This is a genomic window from Streptomyces sp. NPDC016677, from assembly GCF_055562815.1.
In genome coordinates, this window is sequence record NZ_JBVHEO010000002.1 from 789,440 (window position 1) to 811,003 (window position 21,564).

Annotated in this window: 16 protein-coding genes and 3 pseudogenes; 10 read left to right on the forward strand and 9 right to left on the reverse strand. The window is 70.0% G+C overall.

Annotated elements, in window-relative coordinates; genetic code table 11:
• Window positions 1-6 precede the first annotated feature (6 nt).
• Window positions 7-672 carry a helix-turn-helix transcriptional regulator gene (locus tag ACZ3IG_RS08805; RefSeq protein WP_467430244.1) on the reverse strand — a complete coding sequence of 222 codons (666 nt, stop codon included), beginning with the start codon at window positions 670-672 and terminating at the stop codon, window positions 7-9.
• Between the two features lie 522 nt (window positions 673-1,194).
• On the opposite strand from ACZ3IG_RS08805, the pseudogene ACZ3IG_RS08810 reads away from it, so the two are divergent.
• Window positions 1,195-1,269, forward strand: a pseudogene (locus tag ACZ3IG_RS08810) (tyrosine-type recombinase/integrase); the annotation flags it as partial.
• Here the strand turns inward: ACZ3IG_RS08810 and ACZ3IG_RS08815 are convergent.
• Window positions 1,234-1,590 (reverse strand): annotated as a pseudogene (locus ACZ3IG_RS08815) (Tat pathway signal protein); the annotation flags it as partial. The pseudogenes ACZ3IG_RS08810 and ACZ3IG_RS08815 overlap by 36 nt on opposite strands.
• Window positions 1,591-2,477: 887 nt before the next feature.
• Here ACZ3IG_RS08815 and ACZ3IG_RS08820 point away from each other — a divergent pair.
• The gene (locus tag ACZ3IG_RS08820; protein WP_467430247.1) at window positions 2,478-4,076 is read left to right on the forward strand and encodes a glycoside hydrolase family 15 protein; all 1,599 of its coding nucleotides are present in this window, start codon (window positions 2,478-2,480) and stop codon (window positions 4,074-4,076) included.
• 96 nt (window positions 4,077-4,172) lie between these two features.
• On the opposite strand, the gene ACZ3IG_RS08825 is transcribed toward ACZ3IG_RS08820, so the two are convergent.
• Window positions 4,173-4,496 (reverse strand): hypothetical protein, encoded by a 324-nt coding sequence (locus tag ACZ3IG_RS08825; protein ID WP_398136294.1) that lies wholly within the window; start codon window positions 4,494-4,496, stop codon window positions 4,173-4,175.
• A 207-nt stretch (window positions 4,497-4,703) separates the two neighbouring features.
• Between ACZ3IG_RS08825 and ACZ3IG_RS08830 the strand changes: the two genes are divergently transcribed.
• On the forward strand, window positions 4,704-4,991 hold the full coding sequence (locus ACZ3IG_RS08830; RefSeq protein ID WP_467430249.1) for a hypothetical protein: 288 nt from the start codon (window positions 4,704-4,706) through the stop codon (window positions 4,989-4,991).
• Here the strand turns inward: ACZ3IG_RS08830 and ACZ3IG_RS08835 are convergent.
• A pseudogene (locus ACZ3IG_RS08835) lies at window positions 4,983-5,788 on the reverse strand (IS5 family transposase). The gene ACZ3IG_RS08830 and the pseudogene ACZ3IG_RS08835 sit on opposite strands and share 9 nt — an antisense overlap.
• A gap of 202 nt (window positions 5,789-5,990) precedes the next feature.
• Here ACZ3IG_RS08835 and ACZ3IG_RS08840 point away from each other — a divergent pair.
• The 3 genes from ACZ3IG_RS08840 (at window position 5,991) to ACZ3IG_RS08850 (ending at window position 10,876) form a co-directional block, all read left to right on the forward strand.
• On the forward strand, window positions 5,991-7,058 hold the full coding sequence (locus ACZ3IG_RS08840) for an SPDY domain-containing protein (protein ID WP_467430250.1): 1,068 nt from the start codon (window positions 5,991-5,993) through the stop codon (window positions 7,056-7,058).
• Window positions 7,059-7,207: 149 nt separating this feature from the next.
• Window positions 7,208-8,281 carry a PIN domain-containing protein gene (locus ACZ3IG_RS08845; protein ID WP_467430252.1) on the forward strand — a complete coding sequence of 358 codons (1,074 nt, stop codon included), beginning with the start codon at window positions 7,208-7,210 and terminating at the stop codon, window positions 8,279-8,281.
• A 960-nt stretch (window positions 8,282-9,241) separates the two neighbouring features.
• Window positions 9,242-10,876: a carboxylesterase/lipase family protein gene (locus tag ACZ3IG_RS08850; RefSeq protein WP_467430254.1), complete on the forward strand. Its 1,635-nt coding sequence runs from the start codon at window positions 9,242-9,244 to the stop codon at window positions 10,874-10,876.
• 72 nt (window positions 10,877-10,948) lie between these two features.
• Here the strand turns inward: ACZ3IG_RS08850 and ACZ3IG_RS08855 are convergent, their stop codons facing one another.
• The 5 genes from ACZ3IG_RS08855 to ACZ3IG_RS08875 all read right to left on the reverse strand — a co-directional run bounded on the left by ACZ3IG_RS08855 (window position 10,949) and on the right by ACZ3IG_RS08875 (window position 15,862).
• A complete protein-coding gene (locus ACZ3IG_RS08855; protein ID WP_467430255.1) occupies window positions 10,949-11,920 on the reverse strand; it encodes a quinone oxidoreductase family protein in 972 nt (323 codons plus the stop codon).
• A 65-nt stretch (window positions 11,921-11,985) separates the two neighbouring features.
• Complete coding sequence (locus ACZ3IG_RS08860; protein ID WP_467430257.1) at window positions 11,986-12,813, reverse strand: ABC transporter permease; 828 nt, start codon at window positions 12,811-12,813, stop codon at window positions 11,986-11,988.
• Window positions 12,810-13,718 carry an ABC transporter ATP-binding protein gene (locus tag ACZ3IG_RS08865; protein ID WP_467430259.1) on the reverse strand — a complete coding sequence of 303 codons (909 nt, stop codon included), beginning with the start codon at window positions 13,716-13,718 and terminating at the stop codon, window positions 12,810-12,812. The genes ACZ3IG_RS08860 and ACZ3IG_RS08865 overlap by 4 nt, the downstream gene beginning before the upstream one ends.
• Window positions 13,718-14,572 (reverse strand): ABC transporter substrate-binding protein, encoded by an 855-nt coding sequence (locus ACZ3IG_RS08870; RefSeq protein ID WP_467430261.1) that lies wholly within the window; start codon window positions 14,570-14,572, stop codon window positions 13,718-13,720. The genes ACZ3IG_RS08865 and ACZ3IG_RS08870 overlap by 1 nt, the downstream gene beginning before the upstream one ends.
• 303 nt (window positions 14,573-14,875) lie before the next feature.
• Complete coding sequence (locus ACZ3IG_RS08875) at window positions 14,876-15,862, reverse strand: ABC transporter substrate-binding protein (RefSeq protein WP_467430262.1); 987 nt, start codon at window positions 15,860-15,862, stop codon at window positions 14,876-14,878.
• Between the two features lie 165 nt (window positions 15,863-16,027).
• Here ACZ3IG_RS08875 and ACZ3IG_RS08880 point away from each other — a divergent pair, with 165 nt between their 5' ends.
• The 4 genes from ACZ3IG_RS08880 to ACZ3IG_RS08895 all read left to right on the forward strand — a co-directional run bounded on the left by ACZ3IG_RS08880 (window position 16,028) and on the right by ACZ3IG_RS08895 (window position 21,562).
• The gene (locus tag ACZ3IG_RS08880) at window positions 16,028-17,380 is read left to right on the forward strand and encodes an MFS transporter (protein ID WP_467430263.1); all 1,353 of its coding nucleotides are present in this window, start codon (window positions 16,028-16,030) and stop codon (window positions 17,378-17,380) included.
• Between the two features lie 85 nt (window positions 17,381-17,465).
• Complete coding sequence (locus ACZ3IG_RS08885; protein ID WP_467430264.1) at window positions 17,466-18,317, forward strand: IclR family transcriptional regulator; 852 nt, start codon at window positions 17,466-17,468, stop codon at window positions 18,315-18,317.
• 126 nt (window positions 18,318-18,443) lie between these two features.
• A complete protein-coding gene (locus tag ACZ3IG_RS08890; protein ID WP_467430265.1) occupies window positions 18,444-20,756 on the forward strand; it encodes a CaiB/BaiF CoA-transferase family protein in 2,313 nt (770 codons plus the stop codon).
• Window positions 20,753-21,562: an enoyl-CoA hydratase/isomerase family protein gene (locus tag ACZ3IG_RS08895; protein ID WP_467430267.1), complete on the forward strand. Its 810-nt coding sequence runs from the start codon at window positions 20,753-20,755 to the stop codon at window positions 21,560-21,562. The genes ACZ3IG_RS08890 and ACZ3IG_RS08895 overlap by 4 nt, the downstream gene beginning before the upstream one ends.
• The last annotated feature ends 2 nt before the right edge of the window (window positions 21,563-21,564 follow it).

The window sequence follows — 21,564 nt, forward strand, 5'->3', positions numbered from 1 at the left end:
CCCCGCTCAGTCCATGACCCGGCTCGCGCCGAGGAAGTCCTGCTGAAGCGCGTACGACACGGCCTCGGTCCGGTTCGAGCAGTTCAGCTTCGCGAGGATGTTGCTGATGTGGCGTTTCACCCCGTGTTCGGAGATGCCGATCCGCGGTGCTATCTGCTTGTTGCTCAACCCCTGCGACAGCAGCCCCAGGACGTCGATCTCCCGCTGGGTCAGCGGGTTGCGGTGCCACAGGGAGGACAGGCGCCCCTCGGCGGAGCGGTGCGCGCGCCGGGTGAGGCGCCTGGACGCGGGGACCGCTGCCCCCGCGGGCGGAGGAGTCGCCGCCCCGGCGCCCCGGTGGAGGCGCAGGGCGCTGCCGAGCCGTTCGGACGTCAGCCCCTGTAACGGCACGATGCCCTCGGGAAAGCGCTGGACGAGCCGGGCCAGCCGCGGGTCGAGGGCGTCGTGCAGCAGGAGGAGCACCGCGCTTCCCGCGCCGGCCGCCCACGCCCGGATCCGCTCCAGGTCGTCCTCCGGCAGGTCGCTGGAGACCAGCACGGTGTCGGCGTGGCCGGCCGCCAGGGTGTCACAGGGGTCGCCCACCTGCGTCACGGTGATGACCTGTGAGACGGACTCCATCGCCCAGAGCATCGCCAGCAGTCCAAAGCGGATCACCTCGTTCGGCTCGACCACCGCTATCGCGTGCGGCGCCGGCCCGCCGCGGCCCGGTCCCGCCTCGCCCCTGTCGGACGGACAGCCGGTCGCGGCGTCCCCGTTCCCGTCGGCTTCCCCCGCAACGTGTACCCCGTTCATTGGCCCCCGCCTACTGTCGTCCGACGACAGCAGCATCCCTGAAATGCGTAAGAAACTTCACATGATTGGAACAATCGCGCTTTGTTTTTTACCCTCCCGGGCGCTCGACGTCGACCCCCACCCGGTCCCGGGCAACACTCAGGGCCGGTTTCACGCATCCGGGGAACCGGCCGTGACCTGCGGCTTCAGAAGCGGTATCCGGAGGAGCCCAAACGGGACACGATCGCGTCGGCCCGCTCCCCCGGCAAGACGATCACGGTGATCGCGCGGGATCCGGGGTGAGCCCGGAGAGCCCGCGCGGCCGGGTCAGGCGCGACCGGATCGACCGCGGGGGCCACGGTGTCCGGCGCGTGCGCGCTGAACCGCGGAGGCCGGGCCGGGCGGTCGGCCGCGGCACCACCCCACACCGGTCCGACCAGGTTCGCCGACGCCGGAGTCCCCGTGCATGTCCTCCGCAGGATCGCCGGCCACGGATCGCGTCACCACGCGCAGTGGAGGGGCGACGCTCCAGTCAGAACTACTGTCGGTCGAGCCTGTCGACCCGTCCTCCAGCCCGAGATCGGCGAGGGTGAGGCGGCGGCCGAGCCTGCGGGACAGCGTCTCACGCAGGATATGAGGCGCTCGTCCGCTGGGTTTCGTGCCCTGGATCCACATGGCGATGTGCGAGCGGGAGATGGCCTCCAGTTCGCGTGCGCCACTCTCCGCGGCAACACGTGCGACTGCGGCGGCTGCTTGGGGCTGGGACCAGCCCGCTTCGCGCAGAAGTGCGGCAAGGGCGACGTTTCGCTCACGGGCCATGGACTGCCCCCTTGTTTCGAAATGATCTTTGACGCCTTTGACGGCCTTGCTGACCTCCCAGGCATACCGCCAGGCGGGGATTCGCGGTTCGCTCAACGTAGCGGGCGGATCACTCACCTTGCACGTCAACCGACTGCGTTGCACGGCGTTGCCCGCTTGATTTTGCTTGATCGATACAGGAGTTGTGTCATGCGTCTCTCGCTGGCCCCTGACCGGACGTCCTGCCAACGCGGCGAGCAGGACGGGACACGCCACGCTATGGGCGGGCTGAGCCTGCGACGGGACCGGTCGGCCTGCGCGGCGGAGACGGTGACGCTCGTGCTGGGCCAAGACGCGCCGTTGCCCGATTCTGCCGCTGATGTAGAGGACCTCGTGCTGCGGCTGCGAGGGCACGTCAGCCAGCTCGCGACCCTGACGCCTTCCCAGGAGCCGGCCTGCTCCGTGCGCAGCAGCTCGGTTCGGGCGACCTCCCCGAGGGCTACATGCCCAGCCGGGTTCATCTGGTCAGGCTGGCCGAGGCAACCCAGGAACTGCTCGCTGCTGTGCAAACCTACGGCGCCGTCCCCGCCAAGCCGTCACGGCAACGGCGTTGGCGGAAGCCGCCGATCAACGTGCTGCGTGGCTCGGTCTTCGTTCTTGCCCTCGCCTGCTTGGTCCTGGCCGCGTCTGTGCCCCGGACGTGACTACGACCAGGGCACTTTCGATGGCGCTGACTCTCGATTCGCGCGGCCAGCCACCCAGCCCTTATGGGGCGGCTTTCGCGCCGAGGCTTGAGTAGGCGTCCCTCGGCTTTGGTAGCTGCCGAGCGTCCCCTCACAGCCGTTCCCAGCCGCTGCAGTGACCCAGAAACTGGCCCCGGATTCCGGGGACCTACGGAGATTCACACGATGAAGCGCCTTCCGCGTATCGAGCAGTACGGCCTGATCGGCGACATGCAGACGAGCGCCCACGTCTGCGACGACGGGTCGATCGACTGGTTGTGTCTGCCTCGCTTCGATTCACCAGCGGTTCTGGCCGGCCTGCTCGGCACGCAGCAGCACGGCACTTGGCAGTTAGCGCCGGCCTCCGCCGTTCCTCCTGGAGGTCTTCGGTCCGTCGCGGAGCGGCGGTATCTGGAGCACTCGCTGATCCTGGAGTCGGTGTGGCACGCCGCTACGGGCGTCGTGCGGGTTACCGATTTCATGCCGCCGGATGGCGAGGCGCCGCGCGTCCGCCGGATTGTCGAAGGCGTGGACGGCGTGGTGCCGATGGTCTCGTGCATGCGTCTGCGGCCGGGTTATGGCCGTGTCAGTCCGTGGATCTTCGAGACGAGCGGACGGATGGCTGCGGTGGCCGGCGAGGACGCTCTGTGGCTGGACACTTCCGTGGAGCAGAGGGAGAAGGACGGCGCGGTCGTCAGCTCGTTCACCGTGGCCGCCGGGCAGACAGTGGCGTTCGTACTGAGCTGGGCTCCGTCGCACGCAACCGCGCCGGAGGTCCCGGACCCGGACGTCGTCCTGTCTGAGACGCGTGAGTTCTGGCGGGACTGGGTGCGGCAGTGCGCCTACGGCGGATCGCGCCGTGAGTCCGTCGTGCGGTCGCTGGTCACGCTGAAGGCGCTGACGCACCTGGCGAGCGGCGGAATGGTCGCGGCACCGACCACATCGCTGCCCGAGGAGATCGGCGGCGGACGGAACTGGGACTACCGCTACACCTGGTTGCGGGACGCCTCCTTGACCGTGGCGGCCCCGGCGGCCCCGGCCCAGCTCCTGCACCGGCTCTCGCCCCAGGTCTCCTCCGTCCCGGGTGAGGACTCGGCGCCTGCAATCGCTTCCGGCCGTCCGTGGCCCGACGTGAAGGCGGTCAACACCGCACCGGAGTACGTCCCCCTACGCCGGGCGTTCATGGCGCGGATCATCGCCCAGTGGATCGGGGAGTGGCACCAGCAGGGCCACCGGACGTCCTTCGGCGCCGTGATCGACAGCAAGGAACCGGGCGGATCCCCACTTGAGGGGGGTCGGCGTCCCGTGGACGTCTTCGACGACTACGTCCACTCCTACCGTCACAAGGAGTTCGACGTCACCCGCGAGACGACCGACGGTCGAGTCACGCGCGTCACCCGGTACTCGTACGGCGGCGCGGACCCCACGCAGGTGAATCTGTCCGCTGTTGAGGCGGCGGAGATGCGCGAGCGGTACCCGCGACTCGCCGAGTCCGCGCCGGCCTCCGCCGAACGCCAGGTGACCGCCGAGGGCGGTTCCCTCTGGCTGGGTGGTTCGACCACCCCTCCGGAACAGGGCTTCTGGGCCGGCCTCAAGGACGACGCCGACCGGGTGACCGGCGGGAACGGCTTCGTCCTGGCGGTGGTCGCGCTCGCCCTGGGCGGGCTCTTTCTTCGGCTTCCGCGCGGGTCCGCGTCGGCGGGGCCGTCCTGCCGCCCGACGCACACCGTCCGGCCCGACTCGGTCCAGGCCCGCCGGCTGGTTCTCACGCCGTGGAGCGCGTGAGAACCAGCCGGCCTCACCGCCGTCCGGTCAGGCCCAGCCCCGCCCTTCGCACTCCCGGTCGGGGAGCGGCGTTTCCGCTCCCCTCGGGTGGCATGACTACCAGATGTAGAACCAGATCATGAGCCGCAGGTCTGTCGACCCGGTTGTCTCGGCCCGGATGAGGACCTGGTCGGTCAGTGGCGTCACATTGTGGACGGTCAGCACCGCATCGCCGAAAACCGGGACGAATCGCGAGTCCACCTCACTCATCGTCGCGAGACAGAAGTGATTCGGCTTGACCCCTGCCGTGTTGAACCTGCGGGAGAAGAGCCCGTGTCCCGTGGTTGAGCAGAAGTAGTGTGCGGGTGTGGGAAATTCGCTGACTTGTGAGCGCTCCAGGGTCCTTGGGTCGATGACCTCTCCGGTCCGAATTTCATCCATTTCAAGACCGTCCTCTCGATGAGGGAGCACACCCCGCTTTTCCAACTTAACCGCCGTCCAAGGTGATCGCATCATGTCGCCAGCTCGGGAACCCGACTACGCCTGGTCGTCCGGCGCACACCGCCGTGCACAGGCCGGCCCGGGCGGTGCTGACGTCCGACACCGGAGCCGCCGACCGGCTCACCGCCACGGCGGCCGGAGAGATCTGTGCCCGGCACACCACGGGCCCCAAGGACGAGGTACCACCCGGTCGCCGGGGCACTGCTCGCGGGAAGCCACGACGACCATGCCGCGGCGGTCACCTCGACGGCCGCCGAACTGCACCGCGTGGGGATCGGGCACCGGCTCGGCTTCCAGGCTGAGGTCCCGCACCGGCTGGCAGGCGGGTACGTGCAGCGGGCGGACCCGGTGGTGAGGGTGCCCGCGGCCGCCGTCCTGGAGCTGGCCCGCGCCTACGGGGTGGAGATGCCCATCACTGAGCCGTTTTCATCCTGAATAGCCGCAGGTCAGCAGGGTGTGGACGGCTTGGACGATGGTGCCGATGCGGCGGGTGGAGCATCTGGCTCGCCGTAATAGCCGCCAGGACTTCAGCTGCGCGAAGGCGCGTTCGCCGGGGCTCGGAGCCTGGCGTGGTCGCGGTTGAACTGCTGGTAGTGCTCTGACTGTTCGCGGTGGTGGTAGTACGGGGTGCGGAAGGTGGCGCCGGCGCCCTGGTAGACGCGATCCGCGAGGACGAGGATCTGCCGGGTCAGGCAGGCCTGGACGATCCCGTGGGCGCGGGCCGCGGTCAGATCGTGGGTGCGTCCCGGCGTCGCGCGGGAGAACCACAGCGGTGTGCCGTCCGGGCGGGTGATGACCTGCACGTTCATCCCGTGCCGACGGTGCTTCATCGAGTAGTACGGCTCGTCCGCACGGATCCGGTCGACGGGGATCAGGGTGCCGTCAACGATGACGTGGTCGCCCTCACCGAGCCCGGTAAGGGCTTCGTGAAGACCGGGCGCCCAGGAGGCCAGAACGTCCAAGACCTCGTCCACGTACCGCCAGGCGGTGGCCTGCGATATCCCGAAACCCGCTCCGAGCTGCGAGAACGTCTCGTTCTTACGCACATGCACCAGCGTGAGCAGCGCCTGCTTGAAGCAGCCGAGCTTGCGCCAACGTGTGTTACGGGCCCGGCGATGCTCGTACAGCAGCCAGGCGACATGCTCAACGAGCTCGTGCGGGACATCGAGCATGCCAGGGTACGGAACCAACAGGGCCCCTTCGGTCGCCAGCGGGTTGAGTGGAATCACCACGCCAACGACGAGGGGCCCTGCCTCGTCACCACACCCGCCGGCCAGCCCATTTCACCCTCCAGCACAGGATGAAAGAGGTGCACTGGAGCCTTACTGGGCCGCCGACGCCGCCGAGCACCTGATCGCCGAAGGCATCACCGTTGAGATCACCCCTCGGCTGCAGGAGGCCATCGACGAGGGATGAACCTGGGCGAACTACCCGATGCCCTGGTGCATTCGCAGCGAAATCCGCGAGATCTCCAACCAGGCGCAGGAGATCCACGACGACATCCGCAACGGCCAGCTCCTCATCCACGCCCACGCCCAGGACGGCCACACCACCGTCGCCGTCGGCACGTACCTCCACCGGGGCGGCAAGTCCGTCTACCTGCACGGCGAGGACCATCTGCGCCAGGTCGCCGACACGTTCGACTCACCCGCCAAGGCCCTGCTGGCCTTCGAGAAGGTCCACTCGGCCGAGATGCGCCCCGGTCCGGCACCCCTGACCGACACCGAACGCGCCGCCATCGAAGCCCGCTCCGTCTTCGACGTCACCACAGCCGAGCCCGAACCCCGTCCGAAGCCGGAGACCGTCCCCGTCTACCTCGCCGATGCCGGCGACCACGACGCCCTCCTCGACACCTTCCTCGACACGCACGGCGAGTTCGAGAAGTGGCAGACCTGGTCGGACGACACGACACACGCCATCCACGAGTCGCAGACCCTGCGTATCGAGCGCGTCCACGAAACCCCCGCCCACGAGACCGCCTGGACCGTGGCCGCCTACGAGACACCCGTCTCCGACCGCACGTGGCACCTCACCGCGACCGGCGCCACCCCCGCTCCGGTGCTGCAGAATCTGCTGATCCACCTCGCCGACGGCGACGGCTGGGACGCCGTCATCGGCGCGGTGGACGAGAGGACGGTCACCACAGCCACGCAGCCGCTCACTGAGGCCGGGTGGAAGCACACCCTGACAGGGCACGGGATCCGGTGGACGTCCCCCGACGGGCAGGCAGGCGTTCGCTTTGACCCACTGACTGCGCAGGACCCCCAGAACACAGCCACCTGGACCATCTGGGCCGGCCCTGACCCGGACCGGCCCACCTGGACCATCACCACGTCCCCGCACACCCCGAGTTCGCTGCTGGCCAGCCTCTCCGAGGCTCTCGCCCACGAAACCGGCACGCGCCAGGCCCAGGCGGACCGCGAACACGGGGCCCGCCTCGCAGCCAGCGCACCAGCAGCTCCAGCCGTCACGGCCAGCCGACCCACCAGCCGTTCACACTGACCACCGGCCCGCACGAGCGGGGCAACATAGCCCGGGATCGCCGGTTGGCCAAACCGGCGATGCCACGCACCATAGACAGTCCACCGCCACACCCTGTCCGCACGTCGAAAGGCTCCTCCCACGTCACTGACCCTGCGGAGGCCGAAGCCATGCAGGCTGCCCGCTCAGGGCGAGTGGTCGTAGATACCAGCGCTGCCGTCACCCTAGCCCTCTTGGAACCGGGCGTAGCCGAACGGCTCATGGGTCACCCCCGGTCACTTGTGACGACCGACCAGCTCTTCACCGACGCACTGCACGCTCAGGAATCACTCGCCCTGCGCACCGATATGGAGCTCACCTGGGACGAGGGCGACGCCCGTCCGGCCGTCCGCACCACCTCCGCCGAGCGCCTCGCCCGCATGCGAACCACCTCGGCGCGTCTCGTCGAGGTGGTTCGGGCAATGCCTCGCGTGCCCCGGCCGGAACTGCGCAGCCTGCGGCAGCTACCCGTCCACAGGAGCAGTACGCAGTGGCTGACGGCCCTCGACCACGCCAAGGAGTACGGTCTCGTCTTGTGGTGCGACGACCGGGTCCTGCGGGCCGTCGCGCGGTCCGAAGGAGTGGCCGCCTTCGGCACCCTCGCGCTCCTCGACGCCCGCGTCAACGCTGGCCTGACCACGCCAGAGGAAGCGCTGCTGACCAAGGCCGAGCTGCTGCGGAACCACTACGTCGACATCCCCTTCTCCGCCGACCTCTACCATCCTGCAGCGCTGGCCGACGGATGGCAGGCCAGAGCCGTCGCCGTGGCCCTCTCCCGTCCCTCCGCCTGGGCCGATGCGAAGGCGACCTCCGCCTTCGCGCTCGACGCCGCCCCGCGCGCCGTTGACACTCTGCCGCACGAGGCCACAGGCTGGATCAGCGCCGCCTACGGCGGTCTTCACCGGGCCACGCCGCCCGCGCACCGGCAGCGCAACCTCCGGACGTTCTCGCTGCAGGTCCTCACACAGCCCTGGATCTCGTCGTCCACCCTTCCCTTCGCATGGGCGGGGCTACGCGCCGGTGTCGAAGCCGCAGGCGACAGCGACGCTCCTCTGGAAGCGGCACTCACCCTCTACCTCCAGGCCCTCGCCGAGGAGCTGACACCCTTGGTCGCCGCCGGCACCTTGACGGCCATGTTCGTCCACACCGACGAGGCGGACCGCGCCATGGCAGCCCGCGTCGTGCTGACCTCTGCCGAGTACTGAGCCCGCGGCCCTCGGCGATGAGCCGCTCCATCAGCTCCTGTGCCTTCGCCCGCCGGACTCGCGCGACAGGCCCCTCGCCATAGGGCGTGCGAGGGTTGACCGCCACCGTCGGCTCACTGCCATCGGCGGCCGAAGAGTTGTCGTCGATCATCAGGACCACGATCCCGCAAGGCATCGGCTGAGCGCCAGGCGCTCGACAACCAGGTTCCAGTGCTCTCGTGGCAAAGGAGGCGGCCGACGAGCCCGTACTGCCGTGTAGAGCCGAAAGACACCCGTCAGCAGTGGGATCCCTCTGGGACTTTTCTGGGACTTCCAGCCCTATCAACCGGCACGAGCGTGAAACAACCGAAAGACCATTCGTGCAGGTCAGCAGTCGTCACACGCCCATCACGGCAGGTCACGGCGCTCGCTGGTCTCTTCCGGGACATCTGATCTGCAGGACCCGGCGACTCCGCTTTGAGCGTCATCAGCCCTCGGCGTTGCCTCGTCACCCGCAGCCTTGACGCCCCCTGACCTGCCCAACGTGCGCCTGACACCCCATCAGGACGAGCGTCAGATGAGCGTCACGAGCGTCATTTCAGCGTCAAGATATCGCCCGTAACGCCCACACCGCACATAATGCACACGGGCAAAACCGCAGGTCAGGAGCCCTTCGCGGCCGGTTCGAGGATCGCGACGCACTCCACATGATGCGTCATCGAAATGATGTTGGCTTGAGCCGGCTCCCGAAAGGACCAGGTCAGAGCCTGTCTCTGGCTGACTGGCCGGTGCGCGGGCGCCGGGAGCGTCAAATGAGCGTCATCAGCAGCGCCCCTGCTTCCTCCAGGAGGTTGTGCGCGGCCCGCCAGGTGCGGCCTCCTTCCGGCCCCGGGATCCGTTGAACGGAACGCGAAAGCCGCATGCTTGCCGCGCCGGGCTCATCATGGCTCCCCCCATCGCTCCGACCTCTCAGGAGATCTCGTGCGACCCATTGTCCGACAGGGACTCGCCTGCCTGGCGAGCCTGTTGTTCCTGCTGAGCCTCACAGCGGCTGTCCCCGCGACGGCCGCCCCGCGTTCCCTGACGATTCCCACCGACAAAGGTCTGGTCGCGGGAGGCTCGGCGGACGGAGTCGACCGCTTCCTCGGCATCCCGTACGCGGCTCCGCCCGTCGGTGCCGGACGCTGGCAGCCCCCGGCACCCGCCGCTGCCTGGCCAGGCACTCGGTCGGCCACGTCTCCCGGCTCTCGCTGCCTGCAGTTCGGCGGCGGCACAGGCAGCCCGGGAATGAGTGAGGACTGCCTGTACCTGAACGTCTACACCCCGGCCCACCGCACGAACCGTCCGCTGCCGGTGATGTTCTGGATCCACGGTGGCGGCTTCTCCTCCGGTTCGGGGGACAGGGAAGACGGCTCGCTGATCGCCAGGACCAACGACGTCGTGGTCGTCACGGTCAACTACCGCCTCGGTGTCTTCGGCTTCCTCGACCTCCCCGGGCTGAGCCGGCACGGCGCGGGCAACTTCGGCCTGCTCGACCAACAGGCGGCGCTGCGCTGGACACAGCGCAACATCGGTGCGTTCGGCGGAGACGCGAGCCGGGTCACCATCGCCGGTGAGTCGGCCGGAGGCCATTCCGTCTGCGCGCTCATGGCATCGCCCCCGGCACGAGGGCTCTTCTCCGGCGCGATCATCCAGAGTGGCGGGTGCCCGAGTCACACCGTCGGGCAGGCCGTCGACCGCGGGAAGAAGTACGCGGCGGCCGCGGGCTGCTCCACCACCTCGGCCGGCCTGTCCTGTCTGCGGGCCAAGCCCGCCGGTGCACTACAGGCCGCTGCGGGGGACTTCGTCGGCGGCGTCCTGAGCGGTCCGCTGCCCGTGTCCGGCGTCCCCGAACTGCCCCTCCCGCCGATCGAGGCCGTACGCACCGGCCGGGCCGCCAACGTCCCCCTCCTGATCGGCCACACCCGTGACGAGGTGCGCGCGTGGGCACTGCCGTTCGCGCAGGCCACGAAGGAGCAGTACGAGCGAGCGGTCCGGATCGAGTTCGGGGACGAGGCCGACGGCGTACTCGCGCACTATCCGTTCGACGCCTATGGCGACTCGTACACCGGGGCTTACGCCTTCGGCGCGCTGTGGGGGGACAGCAGCGTCTTCTACGGACTCGGAGGCTGCCAGTATCAGAACCTCACGGCCCGGTTCGCGATGCGGCAACCGCGGACGTATTCCTACGAGTTCAACGACCCGCACCCGCCCACCGGCCGGCCCTCGACCGGCTTCGACGCGGGTGCCTCGCATGCCAGCGAGATGGCATACCTGTTTCCCTCGGCGCTCTCGGAGCTGCTGTCTCCCGAACAGCGGCAGCTGTCCGGGGAGATGGTGCGCCATTGGGGCTCGTTCGTGAAGCACGGGAACCCTGCTGCCCCGGGGCTGGCCGCCTGGCCGTCGTTCCGGGCGGGCCGGTTCATGTCCCTGCTGCCAGGCGGTGGGAGCCGGGCACTGAAGACCGAGGTGTACGAGGCGCGCCGTCAGTGCGGCTTCTGGAACTCCATCGACTACGACTGGCTGCCCGTCGACCCCGACCGGCTCGCCGCACAGGCAGGCGTTCCCCAGTCCTGACCCGGTACGTCGAACGGGCCCTCTCCCGCGGGAGAGGGCCCGTTCGACGTGTTCCGCCGGGGAAAGAGGGCGTCAGTCGCCGGTGTCCCCCAGGTCGAGCACGATCTTGCCCACCGCCGTTCCCGTGCGCAGCCGCTCCACCGCTTCGCCGAGCGCGTCCATCCCGTATCGCTCGTACGGCAGCGACAGCGCGCCCGAGGACAGGTCCGGCAGCAGGCGCAGTACCTCGGGAGCGACCTCCTGGCCGCGGGAGATCATGTTGACCGGCAGGAGGGAGACGTCGGCGAGGAAGAAGTCCGCGAGGTCGAGGGTGAGCTCGCGGCCGGCGGTGTATCCGAGGAGCGCGGCCCGGCCACGCGGGCGGACCAGGGCGAGGGCGTCACGCAGGATCCTGCCGCCGACCGTGTCGATCAGTACGTCGACCTTGCCGCCGATCGCTTCCTCGGACAGGTCCGAGGCGAGCAGCGCCTTGGCGACGCCGGGTACGTGGGGCAGCTTCGCGGGCCGTCCGACCGCGCCGACGACCTCGGCGCCGGCGCGCGCGGCGAGCTGCACGGCCATGGCGCCGACCGCGCCGGACGCGCCGGTGACCAGTACCCGCTCCCCCGGGCGTACCTGGGCGATGGGGTGGACGGTCGCCCAGGCGGTGCCGACCGGCGAGAAGTAGATGCAGGCCAGAGCGGGGTCGGTGCCCTCGGGCATGGGCTCCGCGGCGGCGTCGGGTACGAGCACGTGCTCGGCCCAGGCGCCGTCGCGGCTGAGGCCGAGTCCTTCACCGCGCAACCGGACCAGAGCCCCCTCGGGGTGCGTGTCCGAGGCGACGACGTAGCCGCTGCCCTGGGTTCCGGGGATGAACGGCAGCTCGGGCAGGATGCCGAACTTTCCGTCGAGGATGTTCAGGTCCAGATGGGCGACGGTGGCCGCCGCCGTCCGGACGAGGGTGTGTTCGGGCCGCGGTTCGGGCACGGCCCTCTCCTTGAGACGCGGCAGGGTGCCGAACTCCTCGAGGACAAGGGTGCGCGAGGTGGACGAGGAAGTACTCACGTGCTGTTTTTCTCCGTTCTTCCCCCGTTGGTCACTGCGCTCCTCCGTTGATCTCACGGCTCCGTTTACACCTTAACTCCATACTTGCGCAGTACACGCATCGCGATCAGGCGCAGTATCCGGTCGTAGACGAGGCCCAGGATGCCGAGGGTGATGATGCCGACGAAGACCCAGTCGATGCGGCCGTAGTTGCGGGAGGTCCAGATGAGGGAGCCGAGGCCCACCTGGGCGGCGACGATCTCGGCGGAGACGATCGTCAGGAAGCTGTTGCCCATGGCCAGGCGGGCGCCCGTGAGAATGTAGGGGACCGTGGAGGGCAGCACGACGCGCTGCAGGATCTGTCGGCGGCCGGCTCCGAGACTGGCGGCCGCGCGCAGCTTGGACTCGTTGACGGCCACCACACCGGCGCTGGTGTTGAGCGTGACGATGAAGACGGCCGTGTAGAAGATCAACACCACTTTCGACGACTCGCCGATGCCCAGCCACACCACCGCCAGGGTCACGAAGGCGACCGGCGGGATGAAGCGGAAGAACTCGATGTACGGCTCCAGGAGCTGGCGGACGATCCTGATCTGCCCGATGAGCAGTCCGACCGGGGCGCCCACCGCGACGCCGAGGCCCCAGCCGATGAGGATGCGCCGGCTGGAGGCGGCGACCGAGTTGCCGAGCGTGCCGTCGGACGCCAGTTCACGGGCGGCCGACAGGGTCTGCCGCGGCGAGGCGACCAGGGAAGGGCCGTACTTCATGGCCACGAGTTGCCAGACACCCAGGCCGACCAGGACGGCGAACGCGTACAGGCCGAAGGTGCGCAGTGCCTGTCCGCCGCCCGCCCCGCCGGAGCGGCGTGGGCGGGTGCGGGTCGGGGCCGGGGCCTCGGTCGTGGTGATCGTCATGCGCCGTTCGCCTCTCGGTCGAGCTGGTCGTCGAGTCCTTGATCACGCATGGCCTTGCGGACCTCTTCTCCGATGTCCTCGCGCAGCTTGTTGCGCAGGCGCAGGGCGGCGGGGTCGGACTCGTCGCGGGGGCGCGGCAGGTCGACCGTGTACAGGGATTTGATCGAGGCCGCCGGGCCTGCCGTCATGACGGCGATCCGGTCGGCGAGGAGGATCGCCTCGTCGATGTCGTGCGTGACGAAGACGACGGTGCAGCCGGACGCGCTCCAGATGCGGGCCGTTTCCTGCTGCAGCACCTGCCGGGTCTGCGCGTCGAGCGCGCCGAAGGGTTCGTCCATGAGGACGACGCCCGGTTCGTTGGCCAGGACACGGGCGATCTGGACGCGCTGGCGCATGCCGCCGCTGAGCTGGCCGGGGTAGCGGTCCGCGCAGTGGCGCAGGCCGACCAGGCCGAGGAACTCGTCGGCCACCCGGTTCTGTTCGGTGCGGCTGCGGCCGCGCATGCGGGGCCCGAAGGTGACGTTCTGGTGCACCGTCATCCAGCCGAAGAGGGCCTCGCTGCTCTGGAAGACCATGCCGAGTTCGGGGTCGGGACCCCTGACCGGGACGCCGTCCGCAGCGAGAGACCCCTCGCTGACCTGGACGAAGCCGGCCATGGCCGACAGCAGCGTGGACTTGCCGCAGCCGCTCGGACCGAGCAGGCAGAGGAACTCGCCGGCCGGGATGTCCAGGTCGATTCCCTGGACAGCCCGGAAGTCACCGAAGGAGATGCCGGCCCCGTCGACGCGCAGGGACGCGCCACGTCCCGGCGCCGCTTCCGTACGCGGGGCTGTCACGGTGGCCGCGGCTCCGACGCCCTTCGCCGGCGCCGTCTTCTTCTCGGCCCCCTTGGTCACCTCGGTCATCAGGACCCCTTCGTGTCGTCGGAGAACCAGCCGCGCTGGACGGTGCGGGACACGTCGGGGCGAGCCTTGACCTTGCCGGTGTCCAGGTAGAAACGGGCTGTGTCCTCGTAGCCCTTCAGGTCCTCGGCCGTGAAGTCGCGCACGGCGAAGTCGATGTCCTTCACCGCGTTCACGGTCTGCGCGGAGGGGATCTTCGCGGCGTCCTTGGTGGCCTGTGCCGCGGCCTGCGGATCGCTCTCGGTCTTCTCGGCCGCTTCCGCGAGGGCCGCCGCCACCTTGGCGGCGGTGTCCTTGTTCTCCTTGAGCCAGGGTGAGGTCGACAGGAGCCAGTGCTGGTAGCTGAGGCCGTAGTCGCCCGTGGTCTCCAGGACCCGCGCGCCCACTTCCTCCCCCTTGGCCGGCCACGGCTCCCACAGGACGTACGCGTCCACGTCGCCCTTCTTGGTGAGCGCCGGAATCTCGGCGGGGTCGGCCGTAACGAATTCGACCGCGTCGGGCTCGATGTCCTTCGATTCGAGGAACCGGGTGGCGGCGAGTTCGGACAGGCCCGGGACGACGGCCATCTTGCGGATCGCGGCCGGGGACTTCACATGGGGGCCCAGGACGACCTTGAGGTACTGCCCGGAGTCCTCGTAGACGAGGAGCGAGCGCAGGTCCGGGTTCTGTCCGAGCAGGCCGATGGTGGTGGCGTCGGAATTGCCTGCCATCTGGACCTGCCCGGCGTTGAGGGCGTCGACTCCCTCCCCTCCCTTGGCGAACTGGACCAGGTCGACATCAACCCCGTGCTTGGCCCACAGCCCCTCGGCGCCGGCCACGAAGAACGGCGCGTACGAAGCGTCGACACCGACCGCCACGCGGATGTGGGGTCCGCCCGCCCCGCCGGAGCCCGGACCGGCCTCCGAGTCGGTGGTGCCCGCGCCGCACGCGGTCGCCGTTAGCAGTGTGGCAGTGAGGAGGGCAGAGCGGGTGATGTGTGGTTTCGAGTGGGTTTTCGGGCGGGACGCAGTCTTCATGGCCACCTCGGATCGGGACGCTTTTCGGCAGGTCATCGGGGGGGTGGGCTCGCGAGTTGGCGCACGCTACTGCCGGTCGGAGGGCAGGTGCATGCGCGGCGGTCCGCTCAGTGGGACGGTCTGGGAATGGTTCGTCCCGTCCGGTCATCCGGCGTGCTGGTCGTACCAGCCGCGCAGCAGGACCGTGTCGAGGTCGGGGGCGCTCTTGACGAGGTGCTGCTCCAGAAGGAAGTCCACGATCCGACGTGAGGACGTGACATCGGCCGAGGTCAGGGCCCGGGGCTCGAACGAGATCTCACCAATGGCCTTCTCCGTGCCCGCCACCGGCAGCTGGGCCTGCTCGTGCGCCGCGAGGGCTGCCGCGTGCGGGTCCTCGGTCACCGCCCGGCCCGCCTCGGCCACCACCTTGAATACTTTCCCGGCGAGTTCCTGGTTGTTCTCCAGCCACTTCTGGTCGGCGATGAGCCACTGTACGTAGGTGACCCCGAAGTCGCCGATCGCCCCCGCGAGGTGACCGCCTGCTTCGACGCCCTTGCTCACCCAGGGGTCGAAGAGGATGTAGGCGTCGATGTCGCCGCGCTGGAGCATCGTGGGTATTTCCTGGGGCCCGCTCTGCTGGATCTTCACCGAGTCCGGGGCGATGCCGTGGTGCCGCAGGTACTCGTGTGTCGCGTACAGGCCGATGCCCTGGATCGAGCCCATCGTCTTGATCTGGCGCGGCGAGGTGATGCCTTCCCGAAGGACGACCTTGAGGTAGCCGCCTGAGGACTGGAAGGCGCCCAGGGCGCGCAGCCGCGGGTTGTTCACCATCTGCGGCAGCGCGGTGGAGTCGGCGTTGGCGGAGATCTGTGCCGTGCCGGCCGTGACCGCCTGGGCCGCTGCCGGCCCGCCCTCCACCTTCATCAACTGCACATCGAGGCCGGCCTTCCCGAACATGTCGCGTTCGGCGGCGAGATAGAGCGGGGCGTACGAGGCGTCCACTCCGAGGGCAATTCTCACGGTCGGGTGCTTGCCGCCCCCGGAGCCGGCCAAGTCGGTGGTGCCGGCCCCGCAGGCGGTGGCGAGAAGGAGCGCGAGCAGCGTGGCGAGGGCGGCCGCCGGGCGCCCTTGCGTGCCGTGATGGCGGAACATCGGATGCGGCCTCCGGGTCGGAGTGGGGTCGGGGTGGCGGCACGCTGACACTTCGCGTGCACCGGGGAAAGTGCGGTGTCCCACCTGGCGGACCGGCCCGATTGAGGTGGCATGGTGCCGTTCGTACGCTCCACCGATCTCAGGCTCGAACGGCAAGGAGCACACATGCCCCGCAAGAGCACGACCGAGGGCGCGTCCACGACGCGGCGCGTGGTCATCGCGTCCGTCGCCGGCAACATGCTGGAGTGGTACGACTTCTTCCTCTACACCACCGCCGCCGCGCTGGTCCTCGGCACGGTCTTCTTCCCCTCCGGCGGGCATCCGCTGCTCGGCACCATCGCGGCCCTGGCCGGTCATGCCGTGGGGTTCGCCGCCCGGCCCATCGGGGGCTTGATCTTCGGGCACATCGGTGACCGGCGGGGCCGCAAGGCCGCGCTCATGGGGACGCTCTCGCTGATGGGCGGCGCCACCTTCTGCATGGGGCTGCTGCCCTCGTACTCCACGGCCGGTCTGCTCTCCCCGCTGCTCCTGGTCCTGCTGCGGGTTCTCCAGGGAGCGGCGGCCGGCGGGGAATGGGGCGGCGGCGTCCTCATCATCACCGAGAACGTCCCGGCCGAGCGCCGTGGGTTCCTCGCCTCGTTCAGCTCCTGCGGCATGGGTCTGGGCTTCGTGCTGTCGTCGCTCGCGCTGTGGCTGGCCGAGCAGGTGTCCGGGGACGGCTTCCTGGCCTGGGGCTGGCGGCTGCCGTTCCTGGCCAGTGCGGTGATCTTCGTGGTGGGGATCTACATACGCCGGAACCTCGGCGAGACGGACAGCTTCGAGGCCGAGTCCGCCAAGGCCGAGAGCACACCTCACTCTCCGCTGCGGGAAGTGCTGCGGCGGCATCCGCGCCAGGTGCTGTTCGCGATGGCTCTGCGCTTCGCCGACAGCGGTGCCAGCTACATCTTCATGTCCTTCTCCCTCGTGTACGGGGCGTACGTGGGGATCTCCTCGACCGTGCTGCTGTGGGCCGGCATCGTCGGGATGCTGGTGGACTCGGCGATGATGGTCGTCTTCGGCCGGCTCTCCGACAGGGTGGGCAGGCGTCCCGTCTACCTCGGCGGGGCGATCGGGATGCTGATGTGGGCGGCGCCCTTCTTCCTCCTCATGGACACGGGGCATCCCGCGGCGGTGTGGGCGGCGTTCGTGGTCGGCCACACCGCGATCGCCGCGATGATCGGGGTGCAGCCCTCGTACTTCTCCGAGCTCTTCAGCACCAGCACCCGGTACTCCGGGATGGCACTCGGCCACGAGCTGTCGTCGGCGATCGCCGGGGGCCTGTCGCCGGTCGTGGCAACGGCGCTGCTGGCCGCCACCGGGCACTTCCTGCCGGTCGCGCTGCTGACCATGGGAATGGCCGTGGTCACGCTGGCGGCACTGGTGTTCTTCGCACACGTACCTCAGGCAGAGGGGGTGGCGCAGCCCGACACACAGAACACCGAAACAGACAAGAAGGACATCGATACATCTGTTGCCTGAAATTAACCTACCCGCGCCTCTAGGCAACATGGCGTTGTTGCACTTCAAATGGCCTTGTCCGCCATGCGACGAAGTGAGGACGCCGATGCAGTCGAACGCCGACGACGATGTGCTCCTGCCCAATTCGGTACTGGGCAAGGCTCAGCTGCTGCTCGCCGCGTTCGAGTCGGGGGCGGACCGGTTGCGCCTGAGCGAACTGAGCCGCCGGTCGGGCGTGCCGAAGGCATCGGCGTACCGGCTCGCCCAGGAACTGGTGCGATGGGGCCTGCTGGACCGGCACGGGGAGACGTACGAGCTCGGCATCAGGCTCTTCCACCTGGGGCAGCGGGTCCCCGCTTCGGCCGTGCTGCGCTCGGTCGCGCGCCCGCTGATGACCGACCTGTACACCCGGACCCGTGCCGCCGTGCACCTCGCGATCCTCGACGGCACCCATGTCCTGTTCCTGGAGAAGATCGCCGGTGAGGCGAACGTGCTCACCCACTCGTACGTCGGCGGCCGTCTCCCCGCGTCCTGCACGGCTACCGGTCAGCTGCTGCTCTCCCTGGCCCCGGACGGGCCCGAGCGGGTCGCGGCCCTCGCCCGCACCGGGCTTCCCGTGCTGACTCCCCGTTCCGTGACCGATCCCGGAGTACTGGCCCAGCGCCTGTCCAGGGCTCGGCGTCAGGGGTACGCGCTGGAGGTCGAAGGGGTCAGGGCCGGGTACGCCAGCCTCGCCGTGCCGGTGTCCCTGGGCGGGCAGGAGTACGGGGCGCTCTCGGTCACCGCGCCGGTCGCGCAAGTGTCGGTGGACAGGTGGTTCGCGGCCCTGCGGGCCACGGCGGAGAGCATCGAGCGCGGCGTGGCGCGGAAGACCGCGCGCAAGGCGTCGTGCGAGACGGTCCGTCCGGCGCGCGCACGAGAAGCACCCGTCGCGCGTAGCGCGCCGGCCGTGAGCTGAACGGCGCGGCGCGGGCTGCCGGTCCGGTCGGTTCGGTCAGCAGAACACCCGAGTGGTCCCGCCTCCCCTCCCCCAGTGATCGTGACATCCCGCAAGGGCTGCGGACACGTATGGGGAGGAGCCGTGGTGCGACCAGACACGGACCCGCCGGCACTGCGCGTGCTGGACCTGACCGATGAACTCGCCTTCCAGGGTGCCAGGCTGCTTGTCGGAGTCGGCGCCGACGTCGTACGGATCGAACCGGGCACCGACCTCGGCCCGGCGGCCCGTACGCACTGGCACGCGGGCAAGCGGTGGGTGGCGGTGGACGACCCGGCCGGCCTCGACGCCCTGGCGGCAGGCGCAGATGTCGTCCTGGAGAGCGGGCCCGTGGCGCGGCTGCGCGGCCTGCGGGAAGACGGTTCGTCCCGTTGGCCGCACGCCGTGCACGTGGTGGTGACACCCTTCGGGCTGACCGGGCCACACCGCGACTGGGTCGGTGACGACCTGGTCCTGGCGTCGGCGGGTGGCATGACGTGGCTCGGCGGGCATCCCGACGGTCAGCCCAAGCCTCCCCCGCGGGAGCAGGCACTGCAGACCGCCGGGGCGCACGCGGCGATCGGGGCGCTGTTGGCCGTGGTGTCGGGCACCCCTCAGCTGGTCGACGTCTCCGTGCAGGAGGCCGTCGCGGCGACCCTGGAGACCGGCGCCGTCGCCTGGATCCACGCCGGACGTTTCCCCGTACGCAACGCGGGCGTGTACGAGCACGTGGCGCACCGGATCTTCGAGGCGGCGGACGGCCATGTCGCCGGGGGCTACTCCGGCAGTGACCGGATGTGGACGGATCTGCTGGCATGGATGGCGGAGCGGGGTGAGGCCGGTGACCTCCTCGACGAGCGCTGGCAGGACCCCGCGTTCCGGTGGCGGCAGCGCGCCCACGTGGACGCTCTCGTGCAGCGGTTCGCGGCACGGCAACCCGCCGCCGAGCTGGCCACCGAGGCGAGGGCGCGGTCCCTGCCGTGGGCGGAGGTCGTACCGGCCGGTCGTCTGACGGGCAACCCGCAGCTGCGCGACCGTGATTTCCTCGTCACGATCACCGGTGCGGGGCTGCCGGACGGCGGCGTCGAGAACGTCGGCTTCCCGTGGGCGGCGCTCCCCCGCCCGGTCGCCCTGCCGACGCTCCGCGAGGTGGCACCGGGCGAGACGCCGTGGCGCAGTTCCGGGCCGGGCCGGGTGCGCGGCGGCGGTGCGACGCCCAGGTCCCGTGCACTGGAGGGTGTTCGCGTCCTCGACCTGACCTGGGTCCTCGCCGGCCCGTACGTGACCAAGCAGCTCGGGGAGCACGGCGCGGACATCGTCAAGATCGAGTCGCGGCACCGCCAGGACCCCACGCGTTTCGCACCCTCGATGCATCTGCGGCCGGGCTCCGACCCCGACGACAGCGGCTACTTCCTCAACTTCAACCGCAACAAGCGTGGCGTCGCCCTGAACCTGCGGACCGAGGAGGGCCGGCGGTTGCTGCGGGCGCTGGTCCCGCACTGCGACGTCGTCGTGGAGAACTTCAGCCCGGGTGTGCTGGCCCGGTGGGGCATGGACCACGCGTCGCTGCGTGAACTGAACCCGGACGTGATCCTGGTGTCGATGGCGGGGGTCGGGCAGACCGGGCCCTGGCGCAACGCCGTGACGTTCGCCGACACGCTCGCCGCCATGGCGGGCCTGTCCGACGAGACCCGCGATGCGGGCGGTCCGCCGCAGGGACTGACCTTCGGACTCGGTGACATGGTCGCCGCCAATGCCGCGGTGCTCGCCACGCTCGACCTGCTGGCGCGGGGACGTGGCGGCCACGTGGACCTGTCCCAGCTGGAGGCGATGGCCGCGACGATGGGCCCCGCGGTTCTGGAACCCGTCCTCGGCACGGACGCGCCCGATCCCCGGACCGCCGAACACCCGAACCGGTCACCGCGTGCCGTGCCGCACGGGGTGTATCCGGCGGCCGGGGACGACCGATGGGTGGCGGTGTCGGTGACCGACGAGGCGCAGTGGCAGGCCCTGACACGTCTCGTCGACCTCCCGTGCGCCGACGGTGACCTCGATGCCCGACGGGCGAACGAGGACGGGATCGACGCCGCCCTCGCCGCCTGGACGAGTCGGCAGGACGGTCACAAGCTGGCCGAACTGCTCCAGGGCGAGGGCGTGGCGGCGGCGGTCGTGGCGACCGGGCAGGACCTGGTGGAGGCCGACGAGCACCTGGCGGCCCGCGCCTTCTATCCCGTACTGGACCATCCCCTGACCGGGCCGGTCCGGCACGAGGGCATCGTCGCGCGGCTGGCCGCGACACCCGGAGCACTCGACAGGCCCGCTCCCCTCCTCGGCCAGCACACGCACGAGGTACTGCGCGAACTGCTCGGCCTGAGCGACGAACAGCTGGCGGCGCTGGCCGCCCAGGGAGTGACGGAATGAGGGACATGAAGATGACCCGGAACATGACCCAGGAGAAGCGCTCCGTACTGCACGTGACACGCGACGGCGCGGTGGCTGCCGTCCGCGTCGACCGGCCCAAGGCGAACGCCGTCGACCCGGCGATGATCGAGGAGTTCCTCACCGTCCTGGCCCCGCTGGCCGCCGACCCGGAGGTGCGGTGCGTCGTCATCACCGGAACCGGCCGGTTCTTCATCGCGGGCGCCGACATCGCGGTCATGCGGGACCTGTCCGCGGACAACCAGGCGAAGATGCGCCGCTGGATCGACGTACAGCGGTTGATCGAGCAGGCTCCCAAGCCGGTCGTCGCGGCGATGAACGGCCACGCGCTGGGCGGGGGCGCCGAGTTGTCCCTCGCCTGCGATCTGCGGATCATCTCGGCCGAGGCCACGTTCGGCTTCCCGGAGATCAGGCTCGGGCTTTTCCCGGGAGCCGGCGGCAGTCAGCGTCTGCCCCGGCTCGTCGGTCCGCACGTGGCGAAGCGCCTGATGATGGAGGGGGAAGGGCTGACGCCGCAGCGCGCCCTGGAGCTCGGACTCGTGGATCTCGTGGTGGAGCAGGACGAGTTCGACGCGGTGGTGTCCGAGCGGGCCCGCCGTCTCGCCGCGCAGCCGACTGCCGCCATCGGTCTGCTCAAGCGGGTCGTCGACGAAGGGTACGGGCTGCCCGTCGAGCAGGCCCTGCGGCGCGAGGAGAAGGGCGTCGCCGACCTGACCCGGACCGCCGACGCGGCGGAGGGGCTTCAGGCTTTCCTCGACAAGCGCACCCCGAAGTTCACGGGTCGGTGAGG